The organism is Chitinophagales bacterium, assembly GCA_019638515.1.
Lineage (GTDB): Bacteria > Bacteroidota > Bacteroidia > Chitinophagales > LD1 > UBA7692.
On the sequence record JAHBTS010000008.1, the window covers coordinates 26,270 to 50,232 of the forward strand.

The 23,963-nt window shown below is 40.0% G+C and carries 25 protein-coding genes and 4 tRNA genes; 20 read left to right on the top strand and 9 right to left on the bottom strand.

Annotation, left to right across the window (positions count from 1 at the left end; translation table 11 throughout):
- Positions 1–48 precede the first annotated feature (48 nt).
- Entirely contained in the window at positions 49–1,041 is a 993-nt protein-coding gene (locus KF872_11725; protein ID MBX2904211.1) for an alpha/beta fold hydrolase, read from the bottom strand.
- A 309-nt stretch (positions 1,042–1,350) separates the two neighbouring features.
- Here KF872_11725 and KF872_11730 point away from each other — a divergent pair, with 309 nt between their 5' ends.
- The gene (locus KF872_11730; GenBank protein MBX2904212.1) at positions 1,351–1,725 is read left to right on the top strand and encodes a WYL domain-containing protein; all 375 of its coding nucleotides are present in this window, start codon (positions 1,351–1,353) and stop codon (positions 1,723–1,725) included.
- 295 nt (positions 1,726–2,020) lie between these two features.
- Here KF872_11730 and KF872_11735 read toward each other — a convergent pair.
- Both KF872_11735 and KF872_11740 read right to left on the bottom strand, forming a co-directional pair.
- A tRNA-Ala gene (locus KF872_11735) sits at positions 2,021–2,094 on the bottom strand.
- A gap of 137 nt (positions 2,095–2,231) precedes the next feature.
- The gene (locus KF872_11740; GenBank protein ID MBX2904213.1) at positions 2,232–3,089 is read right to left on the bottom strand and encodes an RNA polymerase sigma factor RpoD/SigA; all 858 of its coding nucleotides are present in this window, start codon (positions 3,087–3,089) and stop codon (positions 2,232–2,234) included.
- Positions 3,090–3,230: 141 nt separating this feature from the next.
- Here KF872_11740 and KF872_11745 point away from each other — a divergent pair, with 141 nt between their 5' ends.
- From KF872_11745 to KF872_11765, 5 genes are all read left to right on the top strand, one after another.
- Positions 3,231–4,349 (top strand): cysteine desulfurase, encoded by a 1,119-nt coding sequence (locus tag KF872_11745; protein ID MBX2904214.1) that lies wholly within the window; start codon positions 3,231–3,233, stop codon positions 4,347–4,349.
- A 36-nt stretch (positions 4,350–4,385) separates the two neighbouring features.
- Positions 4,386–5,630, top strand: coding sequence for a 3-deoxy-D-manno-octulosonic acid transferase (locus KF872_11750; GenBank protein MBX2904215.1), 1,245 nt, complete (start codon positions 4,386–4,388; stop codon positions 5,628–5,630).
- Positions 5,608–6,711 (top strand): hypothetical protein, encoded by a 1,104-nt coding sequence (locus KF872_11755; GenBank protein ID MBX2904216.1) that lies wholly within the window; start codon positions 5,608–5,610, stop codon positions 6,709–6,711. The genes KF872_11750 and KF872_11755 overlap by 23 nt, the downstream gene beginning before the upstream one ends.
- A 3-nt stretch (positions 6,712–6,714) precedes the next feature.
- On the top strand, positions 6,715–7,746 hold the full coding sequence (locus tag KF872_11760; GenBank protein MBX2904217.1) for a quinone-dependent dihydroorotate dehydrogenase: 1,032 nt from the start codon (positions 6,715–6,717) through the stop codon (positions 7,744–7,746).
- A gap of 145 nt (positions 7,747–7,891) precedes the next feature.
- Positions 7,892–9,055 carry a formimidoylglutamase gene (locus KF872_11765; protein MBX2904218.1) on the top strand — a complete coding sequence of 388 codons (1,164 nt, stop codon included), beginning with the start codon at positions 7,892–7,894 and terminating at the stop codon, positions 9,053–9,055.
- Positions 9,056–9,058: 3 nt separating this feature from the next.
- Here the strand turns inward: KF872_11765 and KF872_11770 are convergent, their stop codons facing one another.
- Positions 9,059–9,481 (bottom strand): OsmC family protein, encoded by a 423-nt coding sequence (locus KF872_11770; protein ID MBX2904219.1) that lies wholly within the window; start codon positions 9,479–9,481, stop codon positions 9,059–9,061.
- Between the two features lie 18 nt (positions 9,482–9,499).
- Positions 9,500–10,735 carry an imidazolonepropionase gene (hutI, locus tag KF872_11775; GenBank protein MBX2904220.1) on the bottom strand — a complete coding sequence of 412 codons (1,236 nt, stop codon included), beginning with the start codon at positions 10,733–10,735 and terminating at the stop codon, positions 9,500–9,502.
- A 200-nt stretch (positions 10,736–10,935) separates the two neighbouring features.
- On the opposite strand from hutI, the gene KF872_11780 reads away from it, so the two are divergent.
- The 7 genes from KF872_11780 (at position 10,936) to KF872_11810 (ending at position 16,396) form a co-directional block, all read left to right on the top strand.
- The gene (locus KF872_11780; GenBank protein ID MBX2904221.1) at positions 10,936–11,583 is read left to right on the top strand and encodes a WbqC family protein; all 648 of its coding nucleotides are present in this window, start codon (positions 10,936–10,938) and stop codon (positions 11,581–11,583) included.
- Between the two features lie 37 nt (positions 11,584–11,620).
- Complete coding sequence (gcvT, locus tag KF872_11785; GenBank protein MBX2904222.1) at positions 11,621–12,700, top strand: glycine cleavage system aminomethyltransferase GcvT; 1,080 nt, start codon at positions 11,621–11,623, stop codon at positions 12,698–12,700.
- A gap of 13 nt (positions 12,701–12,713) precedes the next feature.
- Positions 12,714–13,433: an ABC transporter ATP-binding protein gene (locus KF872_11790; protein ID MBX2904223.1), complete on the top strand. Its 720-nt coding sequence runs from the start codon at positions 12,714–12,716 to the stop codon at positions 13,431–13,433.
- A 41-nt stretch (positions 13,434–13,474) separates the two neighbouring features.
- A complete protein-coding gene (locus tag KF872_11795) occupies positions 13,475–14,044 on the top strand; it encodes a cob(I)yrinic acid a,c-diamide adenosyltransferase (protein MBX2904224.1) in 570 nt (189 codons plus the stop codon).
- Positions 14,041–14,619, top strand: coding sequence for an NAD(P)H-dependent oxidoreductase (locus tag KF872_11800; protein ID MBX2904225.1), 579 nt, complete (start codon positions 14,041–14,043; stop codon positions 14,617–14,619). Before KF872_11795 ends, KF872_11800 begins: the two co-directional genes overlap by 4 nt.
- 66 nt (positions 14,620–14,685) lie before the next feature.
- On the top strand, positions 14,686–15,501 hold the full coding sequence (locus KF872_11805) for an enoyl-CoA hydratase/isomerase family protein (GenBank protein ID MBX2904226.1): 816 nt from the start codon (positions 14,686–14,688) through the stop codon (positions 15,499–15,501).
- Between the two features lie 43 nt (positions 15,502–15,544).
- On the top strand, positions 15,545–16,396 hold the full coding sequence (locus KF872_11810; protein MBX2904227.1) for a 3-keto-5-aminohexanoate cleavage protein: 852 nt from the start codon (positions 15,545–15,547) through the stop codon (positions 16,394–16,396).
- Position 16,397: 1 nt separating this feature from the next.
- Here KF872_11810 and KF872_11815 read toward each other — a convergent pair whose 3' ends face one another.
- The 3 genes from KF872_11815 to KF872_11825 all read right to left on the bottom strand — a co-directional run bounded on the left by KF872_11815 (position 16,398) and on the right by KF872_11825 (position 18,402).
- Positions 16,398–17,645 (bottom strand): aminotransferase class V-fold PLP-dependent enzyme, encoded by a 1,248-nt coding sequence (locus tag KF872_11815; protein MBX2904228.1) that lies wholly within the window; start codon positions 17,643–17,645, stop codon positions 16,398–16,400.
- Entirely contained in the window at positions 17,646–18,296 is a 651-nt protein-coding gene (lipB, locus tag KF872_11820) for a lipoyl(octanoyl) transferase LipB (GenBank protein ID MBX2904229.1), read from the bottom strand.
- A 34-nt stretch (positions 18,297–18,330) separates the two neighbouring features.
- Positions 18,331–18,402, bottom strand: a tRNA-Arg gene (locus KF872_11825).
- A gap of 101 nt (positions 18,403–18,503) precedes the next feature.
- On the opposite strand from KF872_11825, the gene KF872_11830 reads away from it, so the two are divergent.
- Entirely contained in the window at positions 18,504–18,773 is a 270-nt protein-coding gene (locus tag KF872_11830; protein ID MBX2904230.1) for an acyl-CoA-binding protein, read from the top strand.
- 97 nt (positions 18,774–18,870) lie between these two features.
- Positions 18,871–18,942: transfer RNA gene (locus KF872_11835), tRNA-Glu, on the top strand.
- Positions 18,943–19,139: 197 nt separating this feature from the next.
- Here KF872_11835 and KF872_11840 read toward each other — a convergent pair.
- A tRNA-Arg gene (locus KF872_11840) sits at positions 19,140–19,213 on the bottom strand.
- A gap of 76 nt (positions 19,214–19,289) precedes the next feature.
- On the opposite strand from KF872_11840, the gene KF872_11845 reads away from it, so the two are divergent.
- Genes KF872_11845 through KF872_11865 form a run of 5 tightly spaced genes read left to right on the top strand, consistent with a single transcriptional unit; the run spans position 19,290 to position 23,916 of the window.
- Positions 19,290–19,850, top strand: a complete 561-nt coding sequence (locus KF872_11845; protein MBX2904231.1) for a thioredoxin family protein — start codon at positions 19,290–19,292, stop codon at positions 19,848–19,850.
- A complete protein-coding gene (locus tag KF872_11850) occupies positions 19,847–20,494 on the top strand; it encodes a DUF4159 domain-containing protein (GenBank protein MBX2904232.1) in 648 nt (215 codons plus the stop codon). The genes KF872_11845 and KF872_11850 overlap by 4 nt, the downstream gene beginning before the upstream one ends.
- Positions 20,495–20,541: 47 nt before the next feature.
- Complete coding sequence (gene tilS, locus KF872_11855; protein MBX2904233.1) at positions 20,542–21,888, top strand: tRNA lysidine(34) synthetase TilS; 1,347 nt, start codon at positions 20,542–20,544, stop codon at positions 21,886–21,888.
- Positions 21,869–22,987: a DUF3524 domain-containing protein gene (locus KF872_11860; protein MBX2904234.1), complete on the top strand. Its 1,119-nt coding sequence runs from the start codon at positions 21,869–21,871 to the stop codon at positions 22,985–22,987. Before tilS ends, KF872_11860 begins: the two co-directional genes overlap by 20 nt.
- Positions 22,984–23,916, top strand: a complete 933-nt coding sequence (locus KF872_11865; GenBank protein MBX2904235.1) for a homoserine kinase — start codon at positions 22,984–22,986, stop codon at positions 23,914–23,916. Before KF872_11860 ends, KF872_11865 begins: the two co-directional genes overlap by 4 nt.
- Positions 23,917–23,963 lie beyond the last annotated feature (47 nt).

Sequence of the window (23,963 nt, forward strand, 5' to 3'; positions counted from 1 at the left end):
ATATAAGTGTTCAAACGAACGAAATCAAGAGATAGTTTAATTGTGATGTTAATTTTCTTTAGCGGCTTCTGCGGGTTTGGGTTCGCTTGCCGGTTTAGGCTGCTGCCCATGAATTTCGCGCAGCCAACTTACAATTTCAGGCAAAATATCATCGGTGTTTTCGTGCATGAGTGCGTGTGTCATTCCCGGAAACACGGTCATTTTTTTGCGGCTGTTGATTTTGTTGAAAATCTGTTGCGTATAGCTAACCGGGAAAATAGAATCTGCATCGCCCTGAAATACCATTACGGGCACTTTGATTTCTTCAATCGGTTTTGCCATTGGTGTGGTAGCAAGCGATTGAAGCGCTTTGAGTGAGATTGTTTTTAATGTAAGTGGATCGTTTTCTATAAAGTTTTTAGCATTGCCAAAATAGCGTACGGGAATTTTTTCTAGATCAATATAGCTTGTAATGGGAATTTGTGCTGCTGGTAGAATGTTTCCTGCCTTTGCCAATAGGGCTTTCAGGTATTTAAACAAGCGGGGATGCCTTGCCAATTGTATGGTTTCGGGTGCTAATAAATCTGCAAAGTTTTGGCAGGTTACGCCTTTAAGGCGCTCATCAATGGCTGCGGTGTAAAAACTTACAATGCCGCCTTGGCTGCTGCCCATTAGCGAAACATTGCTATTAAACTGCTGTATAGCCCAAGTAATAACGCTTTGGGCATCGCGCGTAAGTTCTGTAATGGTGTAATCGCCACGTGTACCTTCGCTTTGGCCGTGTCCGCGCGGGTCGAAGCCAATTACATTAAAACCCTGCTCGCCTAATTTCCACATAAATTCGGCATAGCAAAGTGCATAAAGCGAAGTGCCCGGCATAAAAACAACGGTTGGCGCTTCTTTAGCGTATTCATATACATCTAAATGAATGCTTATGCCATCGCTAAATGTTACATCGCTTACAAAGTAGTCTTTTAACTCTTGTGGGTAGCCGAGTGTTTCGGCAATGTAAAGAAAATACTCGTCTAACGATTTAAATTTCCTATCTTTTATTTGTAACATTTCCCTCGCGTTTTTGTTGTAGAAACAATGATACGCTTATTTTGCTTTTTAAGATATAGTTGGAGCAAAGCTCCTTAATATGTTTTGCAAAAGTTGATATATCTACACCCTTGTTTTTCAATTGAATTTGCATTTTTTTCTATAATAATATGATAGAAACTATTGAAAACTTTCATTCTATAAATAGTTTACAGAGCATAGTGTTTACTTATGCTTTGAGGAAACTCTATATTAAAAAAACATTCTCTAAAGTTTGACAAAATCATATAAAGGCATTTATATTTGCCCCGTAACAAAGAAGAAGAAATTATGAACGGATATTCCACCTATTCAAAATCGGGGAACCAACAACGTAGCAGGCAAATGCACTACTCACCCAATTTGCTAAGCACTATTAACAATGCAATTGATAATTGCAAACTCACCACCATTGAGTACGATAGCCGCGAAAAAGGCGTTACTGTGCGCGATATTGAGCCAATGGCATTGGTTTACAAAGATCGTAAACGCAATTTGGTAGGCTTTTGCCATTTGCGTAATGAGTATAGAAATTTCCGCCTCGATAGGCTGAATATGGTTAAATTAAAACAAGAAGAGTTTTCGCGTAGGCAAGACTTTAGTATTGATAATTTTCAGGACGATACCGCCAAGTATGGCGAAGACTTTGAGGAAGAAGAAGACTAATCGTTCGCTCCGGTTCCGACTTAAATAAATTAGGAGTTCAATTTGGTTTGAACTCCTTTTTTTGTTTAAAATGCATGTGTTTTTGCTCTTATGGCTAAAACAAAACAGAGCTAATAATCAATTTTTTAGCGTAGTATTTTTCCATAGGCAGAGAATTTGTATTTTTATCTGCAACTTACATACCAAATTTTAAGATTCTTTAACAGGGTTGTCTTATATTAAAAAATCAATATGTGCTTTGGGTGATTTTGTACAAGAAAAGATACTGTGGCTGAATATAAAAGTGTACAAAAAGTGGAGCATATCGGATTCGAACCGATCACCTCTACGCTGCCAGCGTAGCGCTCTAGCCAAATGAGCTAATGCCCCTTTTGTAGAAAAGCGGTGCAATAATAGTAACTTTAGAATAAGGTAAAAATGTTGAGCAAAAAAATACAGTATATAAACTAAGACTCCTCACAGAATTGCTTTCGGTGAGGAGTCACTATGGTGAGCTGGTGCTTCGTCTATCCTAAAAAGGCGTCTAGCAAATTAGGGTTGGTATGTTGTTTTAATTTTTGCATAGAGCGTTCTTTAATTTGGCGCACTCGTTCACGGGTAAGCCCAAATTTTTGCCCTATTTCTTCTAAGGTCATGGGTTCTTTACCTCGTAAACCAAAGTAGCTGGTAATAATTTCAATTTCTCGTTCGTTTAGCTGCTCCAGCATGGCAAAGAGTTCGGCTTCGGCACTTTTTTTAATAAGGCTTTGCTCGGGAGTCATATCTTCTATGTTAGAAAGTGTATCGGCAAGGCTGGAGCCTTCGGTAAAGCGGGCATCGGTGGAGAGGGTTGGTGTATTATTTTTAAAGTAATCGTTCACATCTTCTTTACTCATGCCCACATGCTCTGCCAGTTCATCAATACTGGGTTCGCGCTGGTATTCTTGCTCGAATGCTTGGAAAGCACGATTTATTTTTGTGAAGGTTCCTACCTTGTTAATAGGTACGCGGATAATGCGCGATTGCTCAATAATGGCTTGCATAATGGCTTGGCGAATCCACCAAACGGCATAGGAAATAAATTTGAAGCCTTTGGTTTCGTCAAATTTTTTGGCGGCTCTGATTAATCCTAAATTGCCTTCGTTTATTAAATCGCTGAGTGGCAGCCCTTGGTTTTGATATTGTTTGGCTACGCTTACTACAAAGCGTAGGTTAGAATTTACCAGTTCTTCTAATGCTTCTAAATCATCGTTTTTTATGCGCTTGGCTAAATTTGCTTCTTGTTCGGAAGTGAGCATGTTGGTTTTGCCTATTTCCGATAGGTATTTTTCTACACATTCACTATCGCGCTGGGTAATTTGGTTGGTAAGTCTTAGTGCTTTCATTTAATAGGATTTTCAAGTTTTTCGTTAGTTCATCATGTAATACGCGTTCTGTTAAAAAAATGTTTCGCTGGGTATTGACAAAATCTAAACTTCGCATTATGCTGTTTGGGCTTCTCAAAAAATACTTACGTTTGAACCATTATGCAACGCATTTATTTAGATAATGCTGCCACCACACCTTTAGATAAAAGAGTGTTAGATGAAATGTTGCCATACTTTACAGAGCAATTTGGCAACCCAAGTTCCATTCATTTTTATGGTAGGAAGCCAAAGGCAGCGATTGAAAAAGCTCGAAAACAGGTAGCCGGATATTTGAATGTTTCGCCCGGAGAAATTTTCTTTACCAGCGGAGGTACCGAGAGTAATAATATGGCACTGAATGCTGCAGTGTATTCACTGGGAGTTAAAAGAATTATTACATCTAAAACGGAGCACGATTGTGTGTTAAATACTTCGTTGCACTTAGCAAAAGCTGGTGTAGAAATAGTGTTTGTGCCGGTAGATGGCAAAGGGAATATTGATATGAATGTGCTGCAACAATTGTTGCAAGATACTAAGTGTACATTGGTAAGTCTTATGCACGTAAACAACGAAATTGGAACTATTACCAATATCGCAGCTATAGCACAATTGTGCGAGCATTATGGCGCTTATTTCCATACCGATACAGTACAGAGTTTGGCTTATTTTTCATTTGATTTGCAGCAGTTGAAAGTTCATTTTTTGAGTGGCTCGGCACATAAGTTTCACGGGCCCAAAGGTGTTGGCTTTTTATATATCAACAGCCAAATAAATGTGCAACCCATGTTTTATGGCGGAGGGCAAGAAAGGAATATGCGCGCTGGTACCGAAAATGTACCATCTATTGTAGGTTTAGGGAGGGCGTTGGAGTTGGCGCAGCAAGAAACCGCAAGCACGTTAGCCCATTTTTTACTGCTAAGAAATGAAATGAAACAGCAACTAGCGCAGGCTATTGCAGGTGTGGAGTTTAATGGAGCGCAAGAAAATGTGTTTGCGAAAATACTAAGTGTGTCGTTGCCGCCACATGCTAAAAACGAAATGCTGCTAATGAATTTAGATATGGCCGGCATTGCGGCAAGTGGAGGCAGTGCTTGCTCTTCGGGTACCGAAAAAGGCAGCCATGTATTAGAAGCAATTGGTGCAGATGAAAGCAGGAAATCGCTTAGATTTTCGTTTTCTAAGTTTAATACCATAGAGGAAGTTACAACTGCCGCAAAGGTGCTGGCAAATATTTTTTAATGTAGTTATAGGTTTACATAAAGAAGCGGACACAACTTGTTATTATTCTACATTGCTGTTTATGATTTTGTGCTGTTGCTTTACTACATAGCAGCAGTTTTAGTTGCTCCATTTATGCCCAAGGCAAAGCAGTGGTTACAAGGCAGAAAGGAAACACAGCAGCGGTTAAGTACTTGCTCGTGTAAGAATCGCATTTGGTTTCATTGCAGTTCGCTGGGAGAGTTTGAGCAAGCGCGCCCACTCATAGAAATGGTAAAACGTGAAGTGCCCGATTGTTATATCTATTTGAGCTTTTTTTCGCCATCGGGTTTGGAGCCAACTAAGAATAAGCAGGTGGCAGATCTAATATTCTACCTTCCGCACGATACTCGAAGCAATGCACAATGGCTGTTAGGTCAGCTACAGCCAACCTTGGTTTTTTGGACAAAGTACGATTTCTTTTTTCATTACTTGAGCGAGTTGCAAGCAGCTAAAGTGCCTACAGTGCTATTTGCTGCAAGGTTTTTGCCTAATCAAGTTTTCTTTAAAGCATATGGTGCTTTACACAAAAGAATGCTTACTTTTTTTTCTTATGTATTGGTACAAGATAGCAATTCTAAAAAGTTGTTAGATACAATTAGGATAGAAAGTGAAGTTGTAGAAGATACCAGATTCGATAGAGTAAAAGCCATTGCTCAGCAATCATTTTCCAATGAAATAATTGAGCGATTTTTGCAAGGAAACAAGCGGGTGTTGGTGGCGGGTAGCACATGGTTAGACGATGAAAAAATAATTGCCGCAGCACTGCAACAAAGTAGTGATGTAAAAGTTATTGTGGCTCCTCATCAAATTACAGAAAGTAATTTGTTGGCAACAGAAAGTTTGTTTGCAGCACAACAAGCGCAAGTTGCTTTTTACAGTAAATTTTGTGATGCCGATGCAAGCAAGAAGGTATTGATTATTGATAATATAGGAATGCTTTCGCACTTATATCGCTATGCGCAGGTTTGCTATGTGGGGGGAGGTTTTGGCGCAGGCGTGCACAATGTTTTAGAGGCAGCGGTATATGGCAAACCGGTGGTGGTGGGAACTAATTTTCATAAAAGTTTAGAATGCATTGAACTTATCCGTGCCGGAGCAATATTTTCAATTTCAAATGCAGTAGCATTAGCAGCAGTAATGGAAATGTTGGAAGATAGCAGTAAGTTGAAATCTGTTGAAGCTATTGCACTTCAATTCATTGAGAAAAATAGCGGAGGCACCCAAAAAATATTTAGTCATGCAAAGCAATTTTTTAAGTAGAGTAATAGGCATAGTTTTTTTTGTGGCGATGGTTGGAATGGCACAAGCGCAGTTTATTGCGCCATATAGCGATTTCAACAATATACAGTATGTGTTTGACGATGGGCAAACCTATAAAATAGAGCCACAACCTTTCCGCAGTTTTAAGGTGGGTAAGAAGGTGTTGGCATACATTCCACAGAACGATCGCTTAAAGATTTACTACCAGGGCAAGGGCTATAATGCTTCTGCTATTGTGCCCAACTATTTTGTAACCGATAATCTATTTGTATTCCGAAATATAAACAGCATAAAGGTGCTGTGGGAGAATGAATTGAAGCAAATAGAATTTCAATTTAGAGAAGATACCGATAGGCTTTGGGTAAGCGATAGCTTAGTTGTTTGGACAAATCCATTTAGAGAAACCAACGTTTTTTACAACGGATCGGTGAAAAAAATAGATGATCTAAACATGAATTCCGATGGTGCAAAAATTGGCGATAATGTATTTGCATACACCGATATTTCGGGAAATTTCAAAGTGTTTTACAAAGGTAAATTACAAGTGCTCGAAACGTATGTGCCCGAAGAGTTTTATGTAAATAGAGATATAGTTTGTTATCTCGATTACCAAAGCAACTGGAAGTTTTTCTTTGAAGGAAATTTGTATGAAACCAATATAAACAATGTAAAGAAAGTGTTTCCGTGCGAACGTAAATTTGTGTTTGTTTCTAGGCTAAACGAATTGAGTGTTTGGGAGAATAATGAAGAAAAAGTATTGCTCAATTATGAACCATCCACCATTGAAGTAAAAGAGAATATGGTAGTGTATGCCGATAATGGAAGAAACCTTTATTGCTATTACAATGGCAATAATATTTGGGTTGAACGCTACATTCCAACCGAGTGGGAGATAGACAACGATATCCTGGTTTACAAAGATATTAACGGTCGTTTAAAGGGCGTTTACTATGGAAAAGAAGTTGCAGTAAGCGACCAAATTGTACAGAAATTTAACTTGTACAACGAGGTAGTTACCTACTCGCTACAACCATACGAAACAAAAATTTGGTGTAAAGAAAAAACCTACACTTACCGATAAATTATGTACGAAATTTTAAGACATTTTCTATTCAACATGGATGCCGAAAAGGCACACCATTTTACCATTCAAATGTTGCAACTATTTAAGCGGAATCCGGAAATGCTACACTGGTTTTTCGGCAAGCCAATAGTTGAAAATTCACTTCAGCGCGAGGTGTTTGGCTTGCAGTTTGCCAATCCGGTTGGCTTGGCTGCGGGCTTAGATAAAAATGCAGAAGTAATAGATGAAATGGCTGCATTAGGCTTTGGTTTTGTGGAAATTGGTACTGTAACTCCCAAGCCGCAGCCCGGCAATGAAAAACCTCGTTTATTTCGCTTGGTAGAAGATAAGGCACTTATAAACAGAATGGGCTTTAATAATGTGGGTGCAGACCTTGCCGCAGCACGATTAAGTAGGCGCAAAACAAAAATAATTGTAGGTGCCAATATTGGTAAAAACAAGCTAACACCAAACGAAGAGGCGCATCGCGATTACGAAATTTGTTTCAATACTTTATTTGATACTGCTGATTATTTTGTGGTGAATGTAAGTTCGCCTAACACACCGGGGTTGCGCGCTTTGCAAGACAAAGAATCGCTCACTAAAATACTGGCAAGTTTGCAGCATATAAATGCGGGAAAAACCACTCCCAAGCCATTGTTGCTTAAGATTGCACCCGATTTAAATGAAAGCCAAATTAAAGATGTTGCCGCAGTGGCTAAAGAAACACAGTTAAGCGGAATAGTGGCAACCAACACTACCATTAGCCGCTCAGGCTTGGTAATGCCAGAAGCTGAAGTAGAAAAAATTGGAGCAGGTGGCTTGAGCGGAAAACCATTAACCAATGCTTCTACTGCTGTAATTAAAACGTTGCAGGCGGCACTTAAAGAAGCGGGTGTTGAAATTCCGGTGATTGGTGTTGGTGGTATTATGAGTGCCAACGATGCCAAAGAAAAATTAGATGCCGGAGCTGCATTGGTGCAGCTTTATACCGGTTTTATATACAGCGGACCACCGTTGGTGCGTAGCATTAACCGTCTTTTGTTGCCATAGGAAGTGCGATGTGCATATAGGTGCTACTGTTTTACTACTGTACGAAAAAGCAGAAACCAACTTGTTTTTAATGGAAAAAAAAGTGTGCTAAAAGCGTAAGGGCGCAGCTATCTGCTCTATCTTCAAACCCATAAAATTAGCGCACATGTTTTACGAATTTCTTTCTCCTGCCGATGTAGAATTAATAGTTGGCGATGAACAATTTCAATTGAACCAAATTGGAAATCATATAAAATACTTTACCGGAGAGGCAATTGATTTGCAGGAGTTCAACATGGCAATAGTTGGCGTAACCGATGGCAGAGGCGATGTTGAAAACGAAGGCTGTGCGGGCGCTCCAAACGAAGTAAGAAAGCAACTTTTAAAGTTGTTCATTCCTTCAAAGAATCAATTTAAGGTAATAGACTTAGGCAATATTATTGCTGGAGAAACAGCCCGCGATACATACTTTGCATTGGCATCGGTAGTGTTGAAATGCATTACACACAAAGTAGTGCCAATTATCTTGGGTGGAAGCCACGATATTTCTTTCGGTCAATTTTTGGGATACCAAGATTTGCAAGGTATGATAAACGTAGCCAATATTGATGCACGTATAGATATGGGAGCTACGCCCGATGCGCCTTTGAGTGCTTCTTCATTTTTAATGCACTTGCTGATGCACCAGCCTAATATTCTTTTTAATTACAGCCAGTTGGGGCATCAAAGTTATATGAACGATCCAAATGCCGTAGATACCTTGGAGAGCTTGGGTTTCGATTGTTTTCGTTTGGGTATGATGCAAAGCAATATTGAATTGGCAGAACCAATTGTGCGCGATGCCGATATGGTTTCTATTGATATTAGCTGTGTGCGTATGAGCGATGCTCCTGCACATGCACAAGCATCACCACACGGTTTTTATGGCGAAGAACTTTGCCAAATTACACGCTATGCAGGTATGAGCGACCGCGTTAGTTCTATTGGTTTTTATGGCATGAATCCACATTATGATATTAACCAGCAAAGTGCTCAATTATACGCGCATGCAGTGTGGTATTTTATGGAAGGTTACTACTGTAGAAAGAATGATATACCTGTAGAAAATTCAAACTACTTGTGCTTTAAAGTAAACTTGGGTGTTACCGATCACGAAATTGTTTTTTGGAAAAGTAACCTTACCGATAGATGGTGGATGGAGCTGCCTTTTAAGAATACTAAATACTCGCGCGAACAATTACTGGTTCCTTGCACTTATGCCGATTACCAAATGGCATGCAACGATGAGGTGCCCGATAAATTTATGAAGTACTATACCAGAATGTTGTAATACTTACAAGTATTCTATTTCGATTTTTAAATCGGCAAAACTGCGCACCATGGCACCTACACCACAGTACTTCTCTTGCGATAGGTTTACTGCTTTTTGCATTTTTTCTTTATCGCTTTCGTTGGCCAATTTTATAGAGTATTTCAAATAAACCTTGTTGTAAATTTTAGGATGCTCATCGGTTAGTTCACCATCGGTAGAAACCGAGAAATTAGAAAACTCAACTTTCATTTTGTTTAGTAATGAAATGATGTCCATGGCTGTGCATCCTCCTAAAGCTGATAGAATAAGCGCTTTAGGACGTACTCCTTTATTTTCGCCTCCAACCTCTTCGGCTGCATCTACTAGAAATGTGTGTCCGTTTTGGTGCACTTCCAATTGCATTTTGCCAATGTGTTTTACAGTGCCGTTTTGTATTTCTCCCATAATAGAATGTGTTTTTAGTTACAAAATATTTCCATTTACAATAGTGTGTGCTATGCAGTTACCGCCAAAAAAGTAAGGTATGGCAGCAATGCTTTCGATGGGTTTAGTAATAATTAAATCTGCCTTTTTTCCTATGGTTATGCTTCCGTGTTTGCTCTCTGTTTGCATAGCATAAGCTCCGTTTATGGTGGCGGCTGCAATTGCTTCTTTTGGCAGCATTTTCATTTGTATGCATGCTAATGATAGCACAAAGGGCATATTGCCGCTGGGTGAGGAGCCGGGGTTAAAATCGGTGGCTAATGCAATGGGCAATCCCTCGTCTATCATTTGGCGGGCAGGTGCGTAAGGCAGGCGTAAAAAAAATGCCGTAGATGGTAGCAAAGTTGGCATGGTGTTGCTATTCTTCAAAAGTGCGATGTGAGCAGCAGAAGTGTGCTCTAAGTGATCTACGGATCGGGCTTGGTAGTGTACACCTGTTTCTATGCCGCCTGTTTCGCCTAGTTCGTTTGCATGTAGTTTGGGAACTAAGTTGTATTTTAAACCTGCTTCTAAAATGGTGGCTGTTTGTTGTGGTGTAAAGAAACCTTTGTCGCAAAACACATCAATAAAATCGGCAAGTCCTTCGTTGGCAATCGTGGGTATCATGCTATTTACAATGAGTTGCACATAGCGTTCTCTATCTTGCTTGTATTCTTCGGGAAATGCGTGCGCACCTAAAAAGGTTGCTTTAATATTCAGTTGGGTGTGTTCTTTCAGCCTTCTAATAACTTTTAGCATTTTTAGCTCGCCTTCTACGCTTAAACCATAGCCGCTTTTTATTTCTACAGAGGTGGTGCCCAAGGCAGCAATTTCGTGTAAGCGAAGTAAAGCGCTATCAAAGAGCGCTTCTTCCGAAGTGTTGTTTAGTCGCTTGGCAGAGTTTAGAATGCCACCGCCATTGGCAGCAATTTGTTCATAACTCAGTCCTTTTATTTTATCTACAAATTCGTTTTCTCTACTGCTGGCAAATACTAAATGTGTGTGCGAATCGCACCAGCCGGGTAGCACCAATCTATCGGTAGCATCTATAATTTTATCGGCTCTTTCGGGGGCGTTTCTTTGCTCGCCAAATGCAGCAATAGTACCATTTTCAACTAGTAAGAATGCATTTTCTATACTCTTATAGTTGTTCATGGCTGCCCCCTTGAGCATTGTTTGCTCCGGTGATAGAACTACTTCCAGTGAAGCAATATTTTGTATAAGTAAAGATGACATGTTTGCAAGTTACAATTTTTGTAATGATGGCGTGAAGTGCATTTAAAACTATGTGTACAACTGGTTTCAATAAGCATAAAAATGAATGGCTGCTGCCTACTATTTTGTGTGAAGTTGCAATTTCTTAGATGTGCACATGGCAGCTGAAATTTGTTTTGTAATACTATGTATATTGCCACCGCCAAGTAAATAAGTTAGAAGTGATACAAGAAAATGTAATTGTTCCGTGTTGTTATTTGCCGCCCATTTCATTTTGGAGTGTTTGGTTAAATGCAGCACACATAGAAATAGAAGCGCAAGAAAATTTCGTAAAAAGTACTTTTCGTAATAGGTGCGAAGTAGCAGGAACCAATGGTTTGTTGAAACTTTCTATTCCGGTTGAGGGAGGAAAAAGCCATCGTCAATTATTTAAAGATACAAGAATAGCCAACGATAAACGTTGGCAAAAAATACATTGGCAAACCCTTTGCAGTGCATATAGGCGCAGCGTATATTTTGAATATTACGAAGATAGATTAGCACCATTTTATCATAAGGAGTTTGAATTTTTATACGACTTCAACAGGCAGTTATTGGAACTTGTTTGTTCTTTTTTTAAAGTAGAAAAGCCAAACGCCTTTACTTCTACTTATGAAAAAGAATATGGCACAGGGGTATTAGATTTACGTAGTTACTTTAAATCTTTGAACGAAACGCTGCCGGGCAATATCCATTTTGAGGCACCGGAATATTTTCAATGTTTTGGCGACCGCACCGGATTTTTACCCAATTTAAGTGTATTGGACCTATTGTTTAGCGAGGGACCTAACGCAACTGCAAAGATTAAAGCTGCGCTAACAATACAGTGAGAAAAATGATTTTACATTCGCACTTCAAATACTAATTATGAAAACAACCATACTTACAGATACACATATTGCACTAGGTGCAAAAATGGTTCCATTTGCAGGCTACAATATGCCTGTAACTTACAGCGGATTGGTGGCAGAGCATAACCAAGTTCGCAATAGTGTAGGCGTTTTTGATGTTAGCCACATGGGAGAATTTATTTTGCGTGGTGAAAAGGCTTTAGACCTTATTCAACTTATTAGCACCAACGATGCTGCTAAATTAGCAGACGGAAAGGTGCAGTATAGCTGTATGACTAATAATGAAGGCGGTATTGTGGACGATTTACTGGTGTACCGCAAGAACGCCAACGAATACTATTTAGTAGTAAATGCTTCTAATATTGAGAAGGACTGGAACTGGATTCAGCAGCACAATACTTTTGGAGTGGAGATGGAAAATATTTCCGACAATCTTAGCTTGTTTGCGGTACAAGGACCTAATGCCATTCACGTCATTCAACAACTAACGGATGTAAACCTTTCCGAAATTTCTTACTACAGTTTTGAGGTTGGAAAAGTAGCAGGAGTAGAAGATGTAATCATTAGCTGCACAGGCTATACCGGAGCTGGCGGTTTTGAATTATACGTTTGGAATAAGGATGCAAAAAAATTGTGGGATGCTATATTTGAAGCAGGGAAAGAGTTCGGTATTTTACCATGTGGCTTAGGTTGCCGCGATACCTTACGTTTAGAAAAAGGCTTTTGCTTGTATGGAAACGATATAAACGATACTACTTCGCCCATAGAAGCAGGCTTGGGTTGGATTACCAAATTCAGCAAGCATTTTGTAAATGATACATATCATAAGGAATTAAAAGAAAAAGGCGTAGAAAAGAAACTTGTTGGATTTGAAGTGTTAGATAAAGGAGGGATACCTCGCCAGCATTATTTGTTGAAGAATGCAGCAGGTGAAACCGTTGGCACTGTTACTTCCGGCACTCATTCACCTTCGTTGAATAAACCAATTGGTATGGCTTATGTACAAGCAAAATATGCTGATGTTGGTACCGAAGTATTCTTAGAAGTACGCGATAAACTCTTAAAAACTAAAGTGGTAAAAACTCCATTTTTGTAAAAACACATTTGCTATGAATTCGGAAGTTATAGCCATCAAAAACATAAGCAAAAAGTACATCATGGGCGACCAGCTAATTGCTGCGCTCAAAGATGTGTCGCTTAGCATTCAACGCAATGAATATGTAGCATTAATGGGACCTTCCGGTTCGGGCAAATCAACCCTAATGAATATCTTGGGATGCTTAGATACACCAACTTCCGGCTCATATCTCTTAAACGGAAAAGAGGTAAGCAAAATGGAAGACGATGAGCTGGCATATATTCGCAATAAAGAAATAGGATTCGTATTTCAAACATTTAATTTACTGCCGCGATTAAGTTCGCTTGAAAATGTGGCATTGCCGTTGGTATATGCCGGAATGAGTGCTGCAGAACGTACACAGCGCAGCGAGTACGTAATGGAATTGGTAGGCTTAAAAGAACGTATGGATCATAAGCCCAATCAACTTTCGGGAGGGCAAAGGCAAAGAGTGGCTATTGCCAGAGCTTTGGTAAATAATCCTTCTATTATTCTTGCCGATGAACCTACTGGTAATTTAGATACCAAAACCAGTTACGAAATTATGAATATTTTTGAGGAAATAAACAGCAAAGGCAATACTGTTATTTTGGTTACGCACGAAGAAGATATTGCAAAACATGCCAAGCGAATTATGCGTTTGCGCGATGGACTAATTGAGTCTGATGAGGCTAATATCCCACAAAAAGCATTTGCACATTCAGGGCAATAATCAGCAGACTATAGCTACTTTTAATTGTATTAAATACGGGTATGAAAATTTATACTAAAACGGGCGATATTGGCGAAACATCATTGTTTGGCGGCAAACGCCTGCTAAAAAGCAACCTTAGAATAGAAGCCTACGGTACAGTAGATGAACTAAATTCATTTATTGGATTAGTACGCGATGTGCAAACCAATAAAGAGCAATTAGATATTCTAAAAGAAGTGCAAGATCGCCTATTTACCATTGGCGCAACCCTTGCCAGCGCACCGGATAGCAATGCACTCAAAGCAGTGCCGGATTTATACGAAGATGATGTGGTGCTGTTAGAAACTGCCATAGATAATATGGATAAAGTTTTGCCACCCATTACGCATTTTGTGTTGCCGGGCGGGCATGTGCATGTAAGCTATTGCCATATTGCACGAACTGTTTGCCGCAGAGCAGAGCGCTTAGTGGTAGCACTAAATTCACAAAACGAAATTGCTCCTTTGGCTATTAAATATCTAAACCGATTATCGGATTATTTATTTGTGCTGGGGCGCAAAATGGCATACGATTTACAAGTGGAAGAAGTGAAATGGTTTCCGCGTAAAAAGAAAGATGGCACAGTATGAATATTCTTATTATTTCGGGCAGTGTGCGCACCGGAAGGCAAACGCATAAAGTAGCCGTAGAGTTAGGAAATCAATTGATTGAAGCGGGATATCAGCACACAAAAGTTTTGGACATAGCCGCCTATAATTTGCCGGTAGCCGAAGAGCAATTTGGTAAAATACAGCAGCCCGTTCCGGGAATAGAAATTATACAGCAAGCGTTGCATGGTGCCGATGCTATGGTTTTTGTTTCACCAGAATATCATGGAAGTTTTAGTGGGGCACTCAAAAATTTTTTAGATTATTTTTCAACGGAATTTTTTCGTAAACCTATTGGTGTGGCAAGTGTTTCAACCGGAAGAATGGGTGGTATAAACGCTTCTTCCGAAATGCAGCAGTTGGTTTTATCGTTGGGTGCTTTTCCTATGCCTGTTAAGTTGATAGTTCCGTTGGTACACAATGCTTTTGCCGAAGATGGCACCCTGAAGGAAGATTTTCAGAAAGCAGGATTCAAAAGATTTGTACATGAGTTTGGATGGTTTGCTTCTGCCATTGCCGAAAAGAAAAAGCGAGATTTAAACAAAGATTCAAAGTAGCGTATTGCTATTTTTGGTTGTATCGTATAAAAAAGATAATAGGTTTGTTATGCTAAACACAAACACATGTTTTATACAAATACGCAAACCGAAAAATTGCACCACCAGCAGTTCGCATTTTTAAAAGTAAAGGAAGAAAACAACATACTGTATGTGGGACTCAATAATCCTGCACGTAAGAATGCGCTTAGCCCTCAGTTGCTGAACGAGTTGGCATTTGCAATGGCCTACGCACAGCATACAGCAAGTGTTTGGATGGTGGTATTGCAGGCAGAAGGCAATGTGTTTTGTGCCGGAGCAGATTTAAAGGCATTTGCAGGAAGCGAACTTAATGCTGCATCCAGCATTCCTGCACCGCTGCGCGATATTGTAATAGGCGAAATATTTACATCGCTGCACAAACCAAGTATTGCAAAAGTAGAAGGCGATGTGTATGCCGGAGGCTTTTTGTTGCTGTGCGGAGTGCGATTTGTATTAGCAAACAGTGGGTTAAAATTCGGATTGCCAGAAGTAAAAAGAGGCTTGTACCCATTTCAAGTAATGGCAGCACTTATGGAAGTAATGCCTGCCCGTAAAGTACTCGATTGGTGTGTGCGCGGCTATAATCTTCCGGTAGAGCAGGCCGCCAATTTAGGTTTGGTAACTCAAGTAGTAGCGCCCGGTGAAATGGAAACAGCACTAAATGCACTTATTGATGAATTGAAGCAAAATTCACCTAATGCCATGAGTATGGGAATTGCAGCGTATGAGCGCATAAAAAAGAGTGCTTCGCCCGAAGAGCATGCAGCAATGAAAACCATGCTAGGAGAATTGTTGCAAACAGAAAATGCAGTGGAAGGCTTGGCAGCATTTAAAGAAAAACGCAAACCCATTTGGAAATAGGTGTACTCAAACAGAGAATTTTGTAAACCATAATTTATACGAAATGAAAACAGTTATTACTGCAGCACTTACAGGTGTGTTGGCTAATAGAAATCAATGCCCATATATTCCATACACACCCGAAGAAATAGCAGAAGAGGCATTGCGAGCCACCAATGCTGGAGCTGCAATTTTGCATATTCATGCGCGTAAAAGTGATGGGCTGCCGGCTTACGATATAGCAACCTACAAGCAAATAGGAGAGGAGGTGCGCAAGCGTGTGCCCAATGCAATTTTAAATTATTCCACCGGGGCAATCGGTATTTCTAAAAGCGAAAGAATTCACCATGTTACTGCACTAAAGCCGGAGATGGCAGCTTTGAATATGGGCAGTATGAACTATGGCATTTACTCCACTAAAGCCAAGCAGTTTTATCATGATTTTGTATTTCAAAACCCATTTGCCGATATCCAATTTTTTCTTGAAAGAATGAAAGAAGCAGGCACTGTTCCCGAGATGGAAATTTTCGATAACGGGCATATAAATAATGCTAAGCCATTTATAGATATGGGCTTATTGCAAAAACCGTATGTAATGAGTTTTGTAATGGGTGTAATGGGCGGTATTCCTGCTACTACGCAAAACTTAATGCACCAAATTGCCTCTGTGCCGCAAGGTGCACATTGGCAGGTAATTACTGTAAGTAGAAAGCAATGGGCTTTGGCAGCAGTTGCATTGAGTGTTGGAGGCAATTTTAGAGTGGGTTTAGAAGATAACTTTTACTTGCCCAATGGCGATATGGCTAGAAGCAATGGCGAGTTAGTAGATGCTGCAGCGCAACTTACCCGTATGTTGGGTTCAGAGCCTGCAAGCATTGCAGAAACTCGCGCTATGCTTGGTTTGCCGCAGCTGTAAATTATTTTATGGAGCGAAGCGTTTCTACCAGTAAGTCTAACTCACTGAATGAAGTGTAAATATGTGGTGTAATGCGCACTCCGTTTAAGCCTTCTTGCACCACAGCCGAAGCGTGAATTTTACTCTTTTCCAATAAGTGCGCCACAATATCTTCTGCCTTTTTATGCAGCACTTCAAATGTGGCTAAGCCGCAACTATATTCTTCTTTTAATGAAGTAAGCAACTTGAAGTTAGGTATGTTTTGAAGTTGCGCTGCCCAATAGTTTTTTAGTGTGCGCAATCGGTTTTCTTTTCTTGTGCTGCCAATAGAAAGGTGAAAATCTAAGGCGGCAAGAATAGCCATTTCTGCTGCAAAGGAACGTGTGCCAAGGGTTTCAAACTTTCGTATGTTATCTCCTTTTGGATCGTATGAAGAAAGCAACGGCCAAACATTTTTTATCTTTTCTTGCTTGATGTATAACAAGCCGGTACCAAAGGGAGCACACATCCATTTGTGAAAGGATGCTGCAAAATAATCGCAGTTTAAATCGCTAATTTTAAAATCTAATTGCGCAAAGGAATGCGCACCATCTACTATTACCTCGCAGCCTTTTTGCTTAGCTATGGCTGCAATGCGAGCAACAGGAATTACTTGGCCGGTCCAGTTTATTACATGCGTGAGATGCACAATTTTTGTGCGTGGCGTTATTTGCGAAACATATTTTTCTACTAAGGCGTTTTCATTTTCTTCAGGAAAATTGAGTGTTACCCAGTTGAGTTTAATGCCGTCTTTTACAACACGTTGTTTCCACGCATTTAACATAAACGGATAATCGAATCTTGAAACCACTACTTCATCGCCAGCCTTTAAATCGAGTCCGAAAATTATGGTATTTAATCCTTCGGTTGTGTTGCGGTTAAAGGCAATTTCATCGGGAAGCACACCGCAAAAATCTGCTATTCTTTTTCTGAGCGGTTCACGTTGTTCATCTAATTTTTGCCACATAAAATACGATGGTGCAAGGTTGCTGTATCGGTAGTTCTTTATGTGTGCATCTTGTACGCTTATTGGTTGCGGACTTACGGCACCGTTGTTTAAATTTATTATGTCAGAAGAAAGTGTAAACTGGTTGCGTATTTGCTGCCAAAAAGTGGCTTCGTTTTCTTCAGAGAAGTTTACTGATAGGTTTTCTTTAAAGGCATTTGCAGCTAATGGCACTGCGGCACTTAGCAGCAGCGATTGTTTCAAAAATTCTTTTCGGCTTTTCATTTATGCCAAAGTTACCTTAAATACCTTTTCAAATGTTTGTTTAAAGATGTTTACCACCTCTATAACATTAAAATTGTTGCCTGCAATTTGCGCCATACTGGTAACTTCTTTGTTACTAATGCCACAGGGAACAATATGTTTAAAGTACGATAAATCTGTGTTGATGTTAAGTGCCATGCCGTGCATGGTAATGTGTCTGCTTATTTTAATTCCAATGGCTGCAATTTTTGCATTATCCACCCATACGCCAGGTTCGCCTTGGCTGCGGGCAGCTTCTATGCCAAAATGGTGAAGCGTTTCAATAACAGTTTGTTCTAAGTTGAATACGTATTGTGCTACACCTATTTGCAATGTATCTAAATCCCAAATGGGATACACCACCATTTGTCCCGGCCCGTGAAATGTAATATCGCCTCCGCGGTTTATTTCTACATATTCAGCACCAATAGTTTCGGGATTGGTAAGCAGGTTTTCGCGCTTGCCGCTTTTGCCCAATGTGTAAACGGGATGGTGTTGGCAAATAATGAGTGTAGGTTGTGGTTCGCCTCCTGTTTCTTTGGTAGCAACGGCTTTGTCAAACAGTGTTTGCTGGTATCTAAGTACCGAACTGTAGGGCGAAACCAAAAAGTATTTTACAGGAACACGAATCATTGAACGGGAAAGTAGAGAATTTATATAAAAGTTGTAGTCCCGTCAGGAATCGAACCTGAATCTGAGGCTCCGGAAACCTCCATACTATCCGTTGTACTACGGGACCAACAAAGCATACTGGTTCAAAAAAATATTTTCATATTTTTTTCTGATGCGCGGCAAATGTAAAATTTTGAAATTGTAGGTTTTCAAAATTATTATTGCAGTATGAGTACGCAAAAAAAATTTGAAGAAGCGCAAGTGCGCGTAAAAACACTTACCGAGCGCCCCGAAAACGAAGAGTTGCTAGATTTATATGCCTTGTTTAAGCAAGCCACAGAGGGCGATAACAACACCAAGGAGCCGGGCATGTGGGATATAAAAGAAAAATTTAAGTGGAAACAGTGGGATAGCAAAAGAGGCATGAGCAGCGAAGAGGCTATGCAAGCATATACCGCATTGGTAGATACTTTACTTGGGAAATACAGCCATAGCTAATATTTTGAAGGTGTGAATAAAGATTTATAGCAACAATTTGCACTAAGTCTTTGATATTAAGTTTGAATTGCTACATTTGCACCCGCTTTTAAAGTAAGGCTCGTTCGTCTATCGGTTAGGACATCTCCCTTTCACGGAGGAAAGAGGGGTTCGATTCCCCTACGGGCTACAAGGCGTAAAGATTTCTTTACGCCTTTTTCTTTTTTACAACCGTTCGGTTAAACAGTTTCAATTGCATACATAAAATTATATTCTGTGTTATATAGTCTGTATAGGTGTGTTTTAAGGCGGTTGCAATAAATTGAGAGGAATAGAGAGATATTGGAAAAAAGAAAAGGGTGTGAAACTTGCGTCTTACACCCTTTGTGCTCTCGAAGGGAGTCGAACCCCTAACCTTCTGATCCGTAGTCAGATGCTCTATCCAGTTAAGCTACGAGAGCTCCTTTTCTTTATTTTTTCAAAAGAGGGTGCAAATATAGCATTCGTATTTTATTTTCACAGCAAAAATTTTCTTTCATGGCTCTAACACCATCAAATATGATTCCGCTGGGTACGCTTGCTCCCGATTTTTCTTTGCCGGATACAGTTTCGGGTAGAGAATTTTCTTTTTACGATATAAAAGGAATAGCGGGAACCTTGCTTGTATTTATGTGTAATCACTGTCCTTATGTAAAACATATCAACCATCAATTTGCAGCCATTGCAGCAGAGTATGGGCAAAAAGGAATTGGTATTGCCGCCATTAGTTCTAATAATGTAGAAAAATATCCGGACGATGCTCCCGATAAAATGAAAGAGTTGGCATTGGAAGAAAATTTTGTGTTTCCGTATTTATACGATGAAACACAAGCAGTGGCTAAATTGTATGATGCTGCTTGCACACCCGATTTTTATTTGTTTAATGCAGAGAATAAATTGGTATATCGCGGACAGTTTGATGATTCGCGACCAGGAAATAATGTGGCTGTTACCGGAAAAGATTTATTGGCAGCCATGAATGCGTTGCTTGCAGGCAGGGAAATTTCGCCTGTGCAGCGACCGAGCATGGGCTGTAACATTAAATGGAAAACTGCATGAAATATCTCTTAGTTTTGTTGTTTCCATGTGTGATATTTGCTTCGGGAAATGAAGCATTGAGCATTGCATTGCTAAAATATAATGGTGGTGGAGATTGGTATGCCAATCCTACTTCGCTCCCCAACCTTATTAGTTTTTGCAATAAAAATTTAAATACCAATATAGATGCAGAACCGGGTACGGTTGAGGTTGGCAGCCCGGAAATTTTTAATTACCCGTTTTTGCACATGACGGGACATGGTAATGTGGTTTTTAACAATGCAGAAACTGATAACTTACGAAATTACTTAATGGCAGGGGGCTTTCTACATGTGGATGATAACTACGGCATGGATAAATTTATTCGCCCGCAATTAGAAAAGTTGATTCCAGGAAGTAAGTTGATGGAGTTGCCTTTTAATCATCCTATTTTTAATCAAAAATTTAAGTTCTCCGGTGGCTTGCCCAAAATACATGAGCACGATAATAAACCGGCACAAGCATTTGCATTGTTTTACGAAGGTAGAATGGTGGTGCTATACACTTATGAGTGCGATTTGGGTGATGGATGGGAAGATGCGGAAGTGCATAAGGACCCGGAAGAAACGCGACAAAAGGCATTGCGCATGGGTGCCAATATCATTAATTATGTTTTTGGGAATTAAGTGCAATCTTATATTCACCACATTTATTTTCTATTAAAACTATTACATTGCTGGTAGAAAAATTTTTAGATTTTAATAAACAGCACCAACTTTTTTCCACTAAAAGAAGAGTGTTGGTTGCTGTAAGTGGTGGTGTGGATTCTATGGTGCTTTGCTCGTTGCTGCAGCAGGCAGGATATAGTTTTGCAATGGCGCACTGCAATTTTGGATTAAGAGGCGAGGAGAGTAATGGCGATGAGCAATTTGTAAGCGATTATGCAACGCAAAATGAAATAGAGTTTTATATTGAAAGGTTTGATACAGCAACGTTTGCAGCCGAAAGTAAATTATCGGTACAAGAGGCGGCTCGCCAGTTGCGCTATGCTTGGTTTAATAAAATTTGCAGAGAAAAGAAGTTTGATTTTATAGCCACGGCACACCATTTAAACGATAATATTGAAACCATACTTTTTAACCTTTCGCGCGGTACCGGTATAAAGGGATTAAGAGGAATTTTGCCCAAGCACGATAATATTATTCGTCCATTATTGTTTGCTACCAGAGCAGAAATAGAGGCCTTTGCTATGCAAGAAAAATTGCAGTGGCGCGAAGATAGTTCTAATGCTTCCGATAAGTATTCGCGCAATTTTATCCGCCATCAAATTATTCCACTTTTTAAGGAATTGAATCCGTCTTTTGAAGAAACATTTGCCGAGAACATTGCTGTTTTTTCTGAGGTAGAAAAACAGTTCAATACACATTTTGCAAAGGTGGCTAAAACATTATTGTTTCATAGGCATGGCGATGTATATATAGCTATCGAAAAGTTGAAGCAGTTGCAAGACAGGCGCAGCATTCTATTTACATATCTGAGTGGTTTTGGTTTCAATGCGCAGCAAGTAGATAGCATGCTGGCACAGTTGCACGGGCAAGCAGGTGCAGTATATGAAAGTGGGCAAGCACGCATTATTCGCGATAGAAAATTTTTAATACTTACTAAGGGAAAGACTGAGGCTGCATCGCAACATTATGTTTACTCAGATTCTTGCGAGGTTAAAAGTGCAGATTTTACATTGAAAGTAGCACCGGTACACGCAGTGCCAGCTTCGCTTAAAACAGCTGCAAATTCCATTTGGGTGAATGCACAAATGTGCACTTTCCCATTAACGCTGCGCAAGTGGAAAGCAGGCGATTATTTTTACCCGTTTGGCTTTAATCTTAAAAAGAAAAAAGTAAAGAAGTTCTTAACCGATATAAAGTTGCCGCTGCATAAAAAGGAAGATGTATGGGTTTTAGAAAGCAATAAAAAAATTGTGTGGGTAGTTGGTTTCCGTGCCGATGAGCGCTTTAAGGTAATGCCTAATTCACCAGTAATAAGCATAACAGTGTTGCCACATGAGAGTACTGCTGATTGAACCTTTTTTTACAGGCTCGCATAAGCAGTGGGCATTAGGTTGGCAGCAACACAGTGCATTTCAAATAGAGTTGCTTACACTGCCGGGCTATCATTGGAAGTGGCGCATGCATGGCGCAGCAGTTACATTGGCGCAATTATTTCTTCGGTTAGAAAATAAACAGTTCGATGCAATAGTGGCGACTGATATGTTAGATGTAAGCCTATTCAAATCACTTACTGCGGTATATACATCTTCTACTCCAATGGTGCTGTACATGCACGAAAACCAATTAACATATCCGTGGAGCGCAACAGATGCAGATGTGTTGCTAAAGCGCGATAATCATTATGCCTTTATCAATTATACTTCTGCCTTGGTTGCCAATGCGGTATGGTTTAATTCTCAGTATCATCTTCGTAGTTTTATAGACGCGTTGCCACAATTTTTGAAGCAATTTCCCGATTTTAATAATCTTGAGACCATTGCAGCCATTGAGCAGAAAAGTAAGGTAGTTTACTTAGGAATTGATTTAGAAAAGTATGAGCAGAAGAAGCCGGCCATTGTAGAAAAGTACACAAGGTGTTTAGTACTTTGGAATCATAGATGGGAGGGCGATAAGAATCCTATTCAATTTTTTGAAGCACTCTTTTTATTGCAAGAACATGGCATAGATTTTAAGTTGGCAGTACTGGGTGAATTGTTTAAAAATACACCAGCCATTTTTAAGGAAGCAAAAGAAAAATTGAGCGAAAATATTGTGCATTGGGGTTTTGCCGAAAGCGAGGAGGCATATTGCCAATGGTTGTGGAAAGCAGATTTGCTCCCTGTAACTTCGCATCAAGATTTTTTTGGCGCAAGTGTGGTAGAAGCCATGTTTTGCAACACAGTACCCTTGTTGCCTAAGCGATTGGCTTATGCCGAGCATGTGCCGCAGCAGTTTTCATCTACCTTTTTTTATGATGAAAACGATTTTGTGAGTAAGCTGCAAAAGCGCATTATGGATGTAAAATATCTCCGCACTATGAATACACGCCAATGGGTAGAAAAATACGATTGGAAAACGTGCGTAGCGGAATATGATAATGGTTTAAGAGAAATGATTAAAACTGCAAGATGAATAAGCAATCTATTTCGGTTTTTGCTCCGGCAACAGTTGCCAATGTAGCATGTGGTTTTGATGTGTTGGGGTTTGCCGTAGAGCAGCCTGGCGACACAGTAAAGCTAACCTTAAATAATACGCAAGTAGTAAGCATTACAAGCATTGCAGGCGATGGTGGCAGGTTGCCGCTTGCTGCCCCCAAAAACACGGCAGGAGTAGCTATAATTGAATACCTGAGGCACATTGGCAAAGAGCAAGGTGTTGAAATTTCTATTGAAAAGAAACTGCCACTGGGCAGTGGTTTAGGCTCTAGTGCAGCAAGCTCGGCAGCAGCAGTAGTAGGCATAAATGAATTGATGGGTAAGCCGCTTTCTAGAAAAGAATTAGTACCATTTGCAATGGAAGCAGAGCGCATTGCTTGTGGTGCTGCACATGCCGATAATGTGGCACCTGCAATTTTAGGTGGCTTCGTATTGGTAAGAAGCTACGAACCATTGGATATTATAGAGATTCCATCGCCCGACAACTTGTTTTGTGCGGTAGTAAATCCACACATAGAATTGCGTACCGAAGATGCACGAAAGGTATTGAGGCGAGAAGTGCAGTTACACGATGCCATTGCCCAATGGGGCAATTTAGCTGCCCTTATTGCTGGTTTAATGAAACCGGATTTTAATCTTATAGGACGCTCCTTGCACGATGTGGTTGCGGAGCCTATGCGTGCGCTGTTAATTCCAGGTTTCAACGATATTAAAGATGCTGCACTAAATGCAGGCGCATTGGGTTGCAGTATTTCAGGTTCCGGGCCTTCGGTGTTTGCACTTTGTGAGCATAGCACTATTGCTCAAAACGTGGCATTGGCTATGCAGCAGGCATTTGCAGCAATTGACCTCAACAGCGATGCATATATTTCTAAAGTAAACAAAAGTGGTGCTGCAATTGTGTAAATTCGGTAGAGGCGTTCAACATTATTCTGTTTTCAATAAAAATTTGC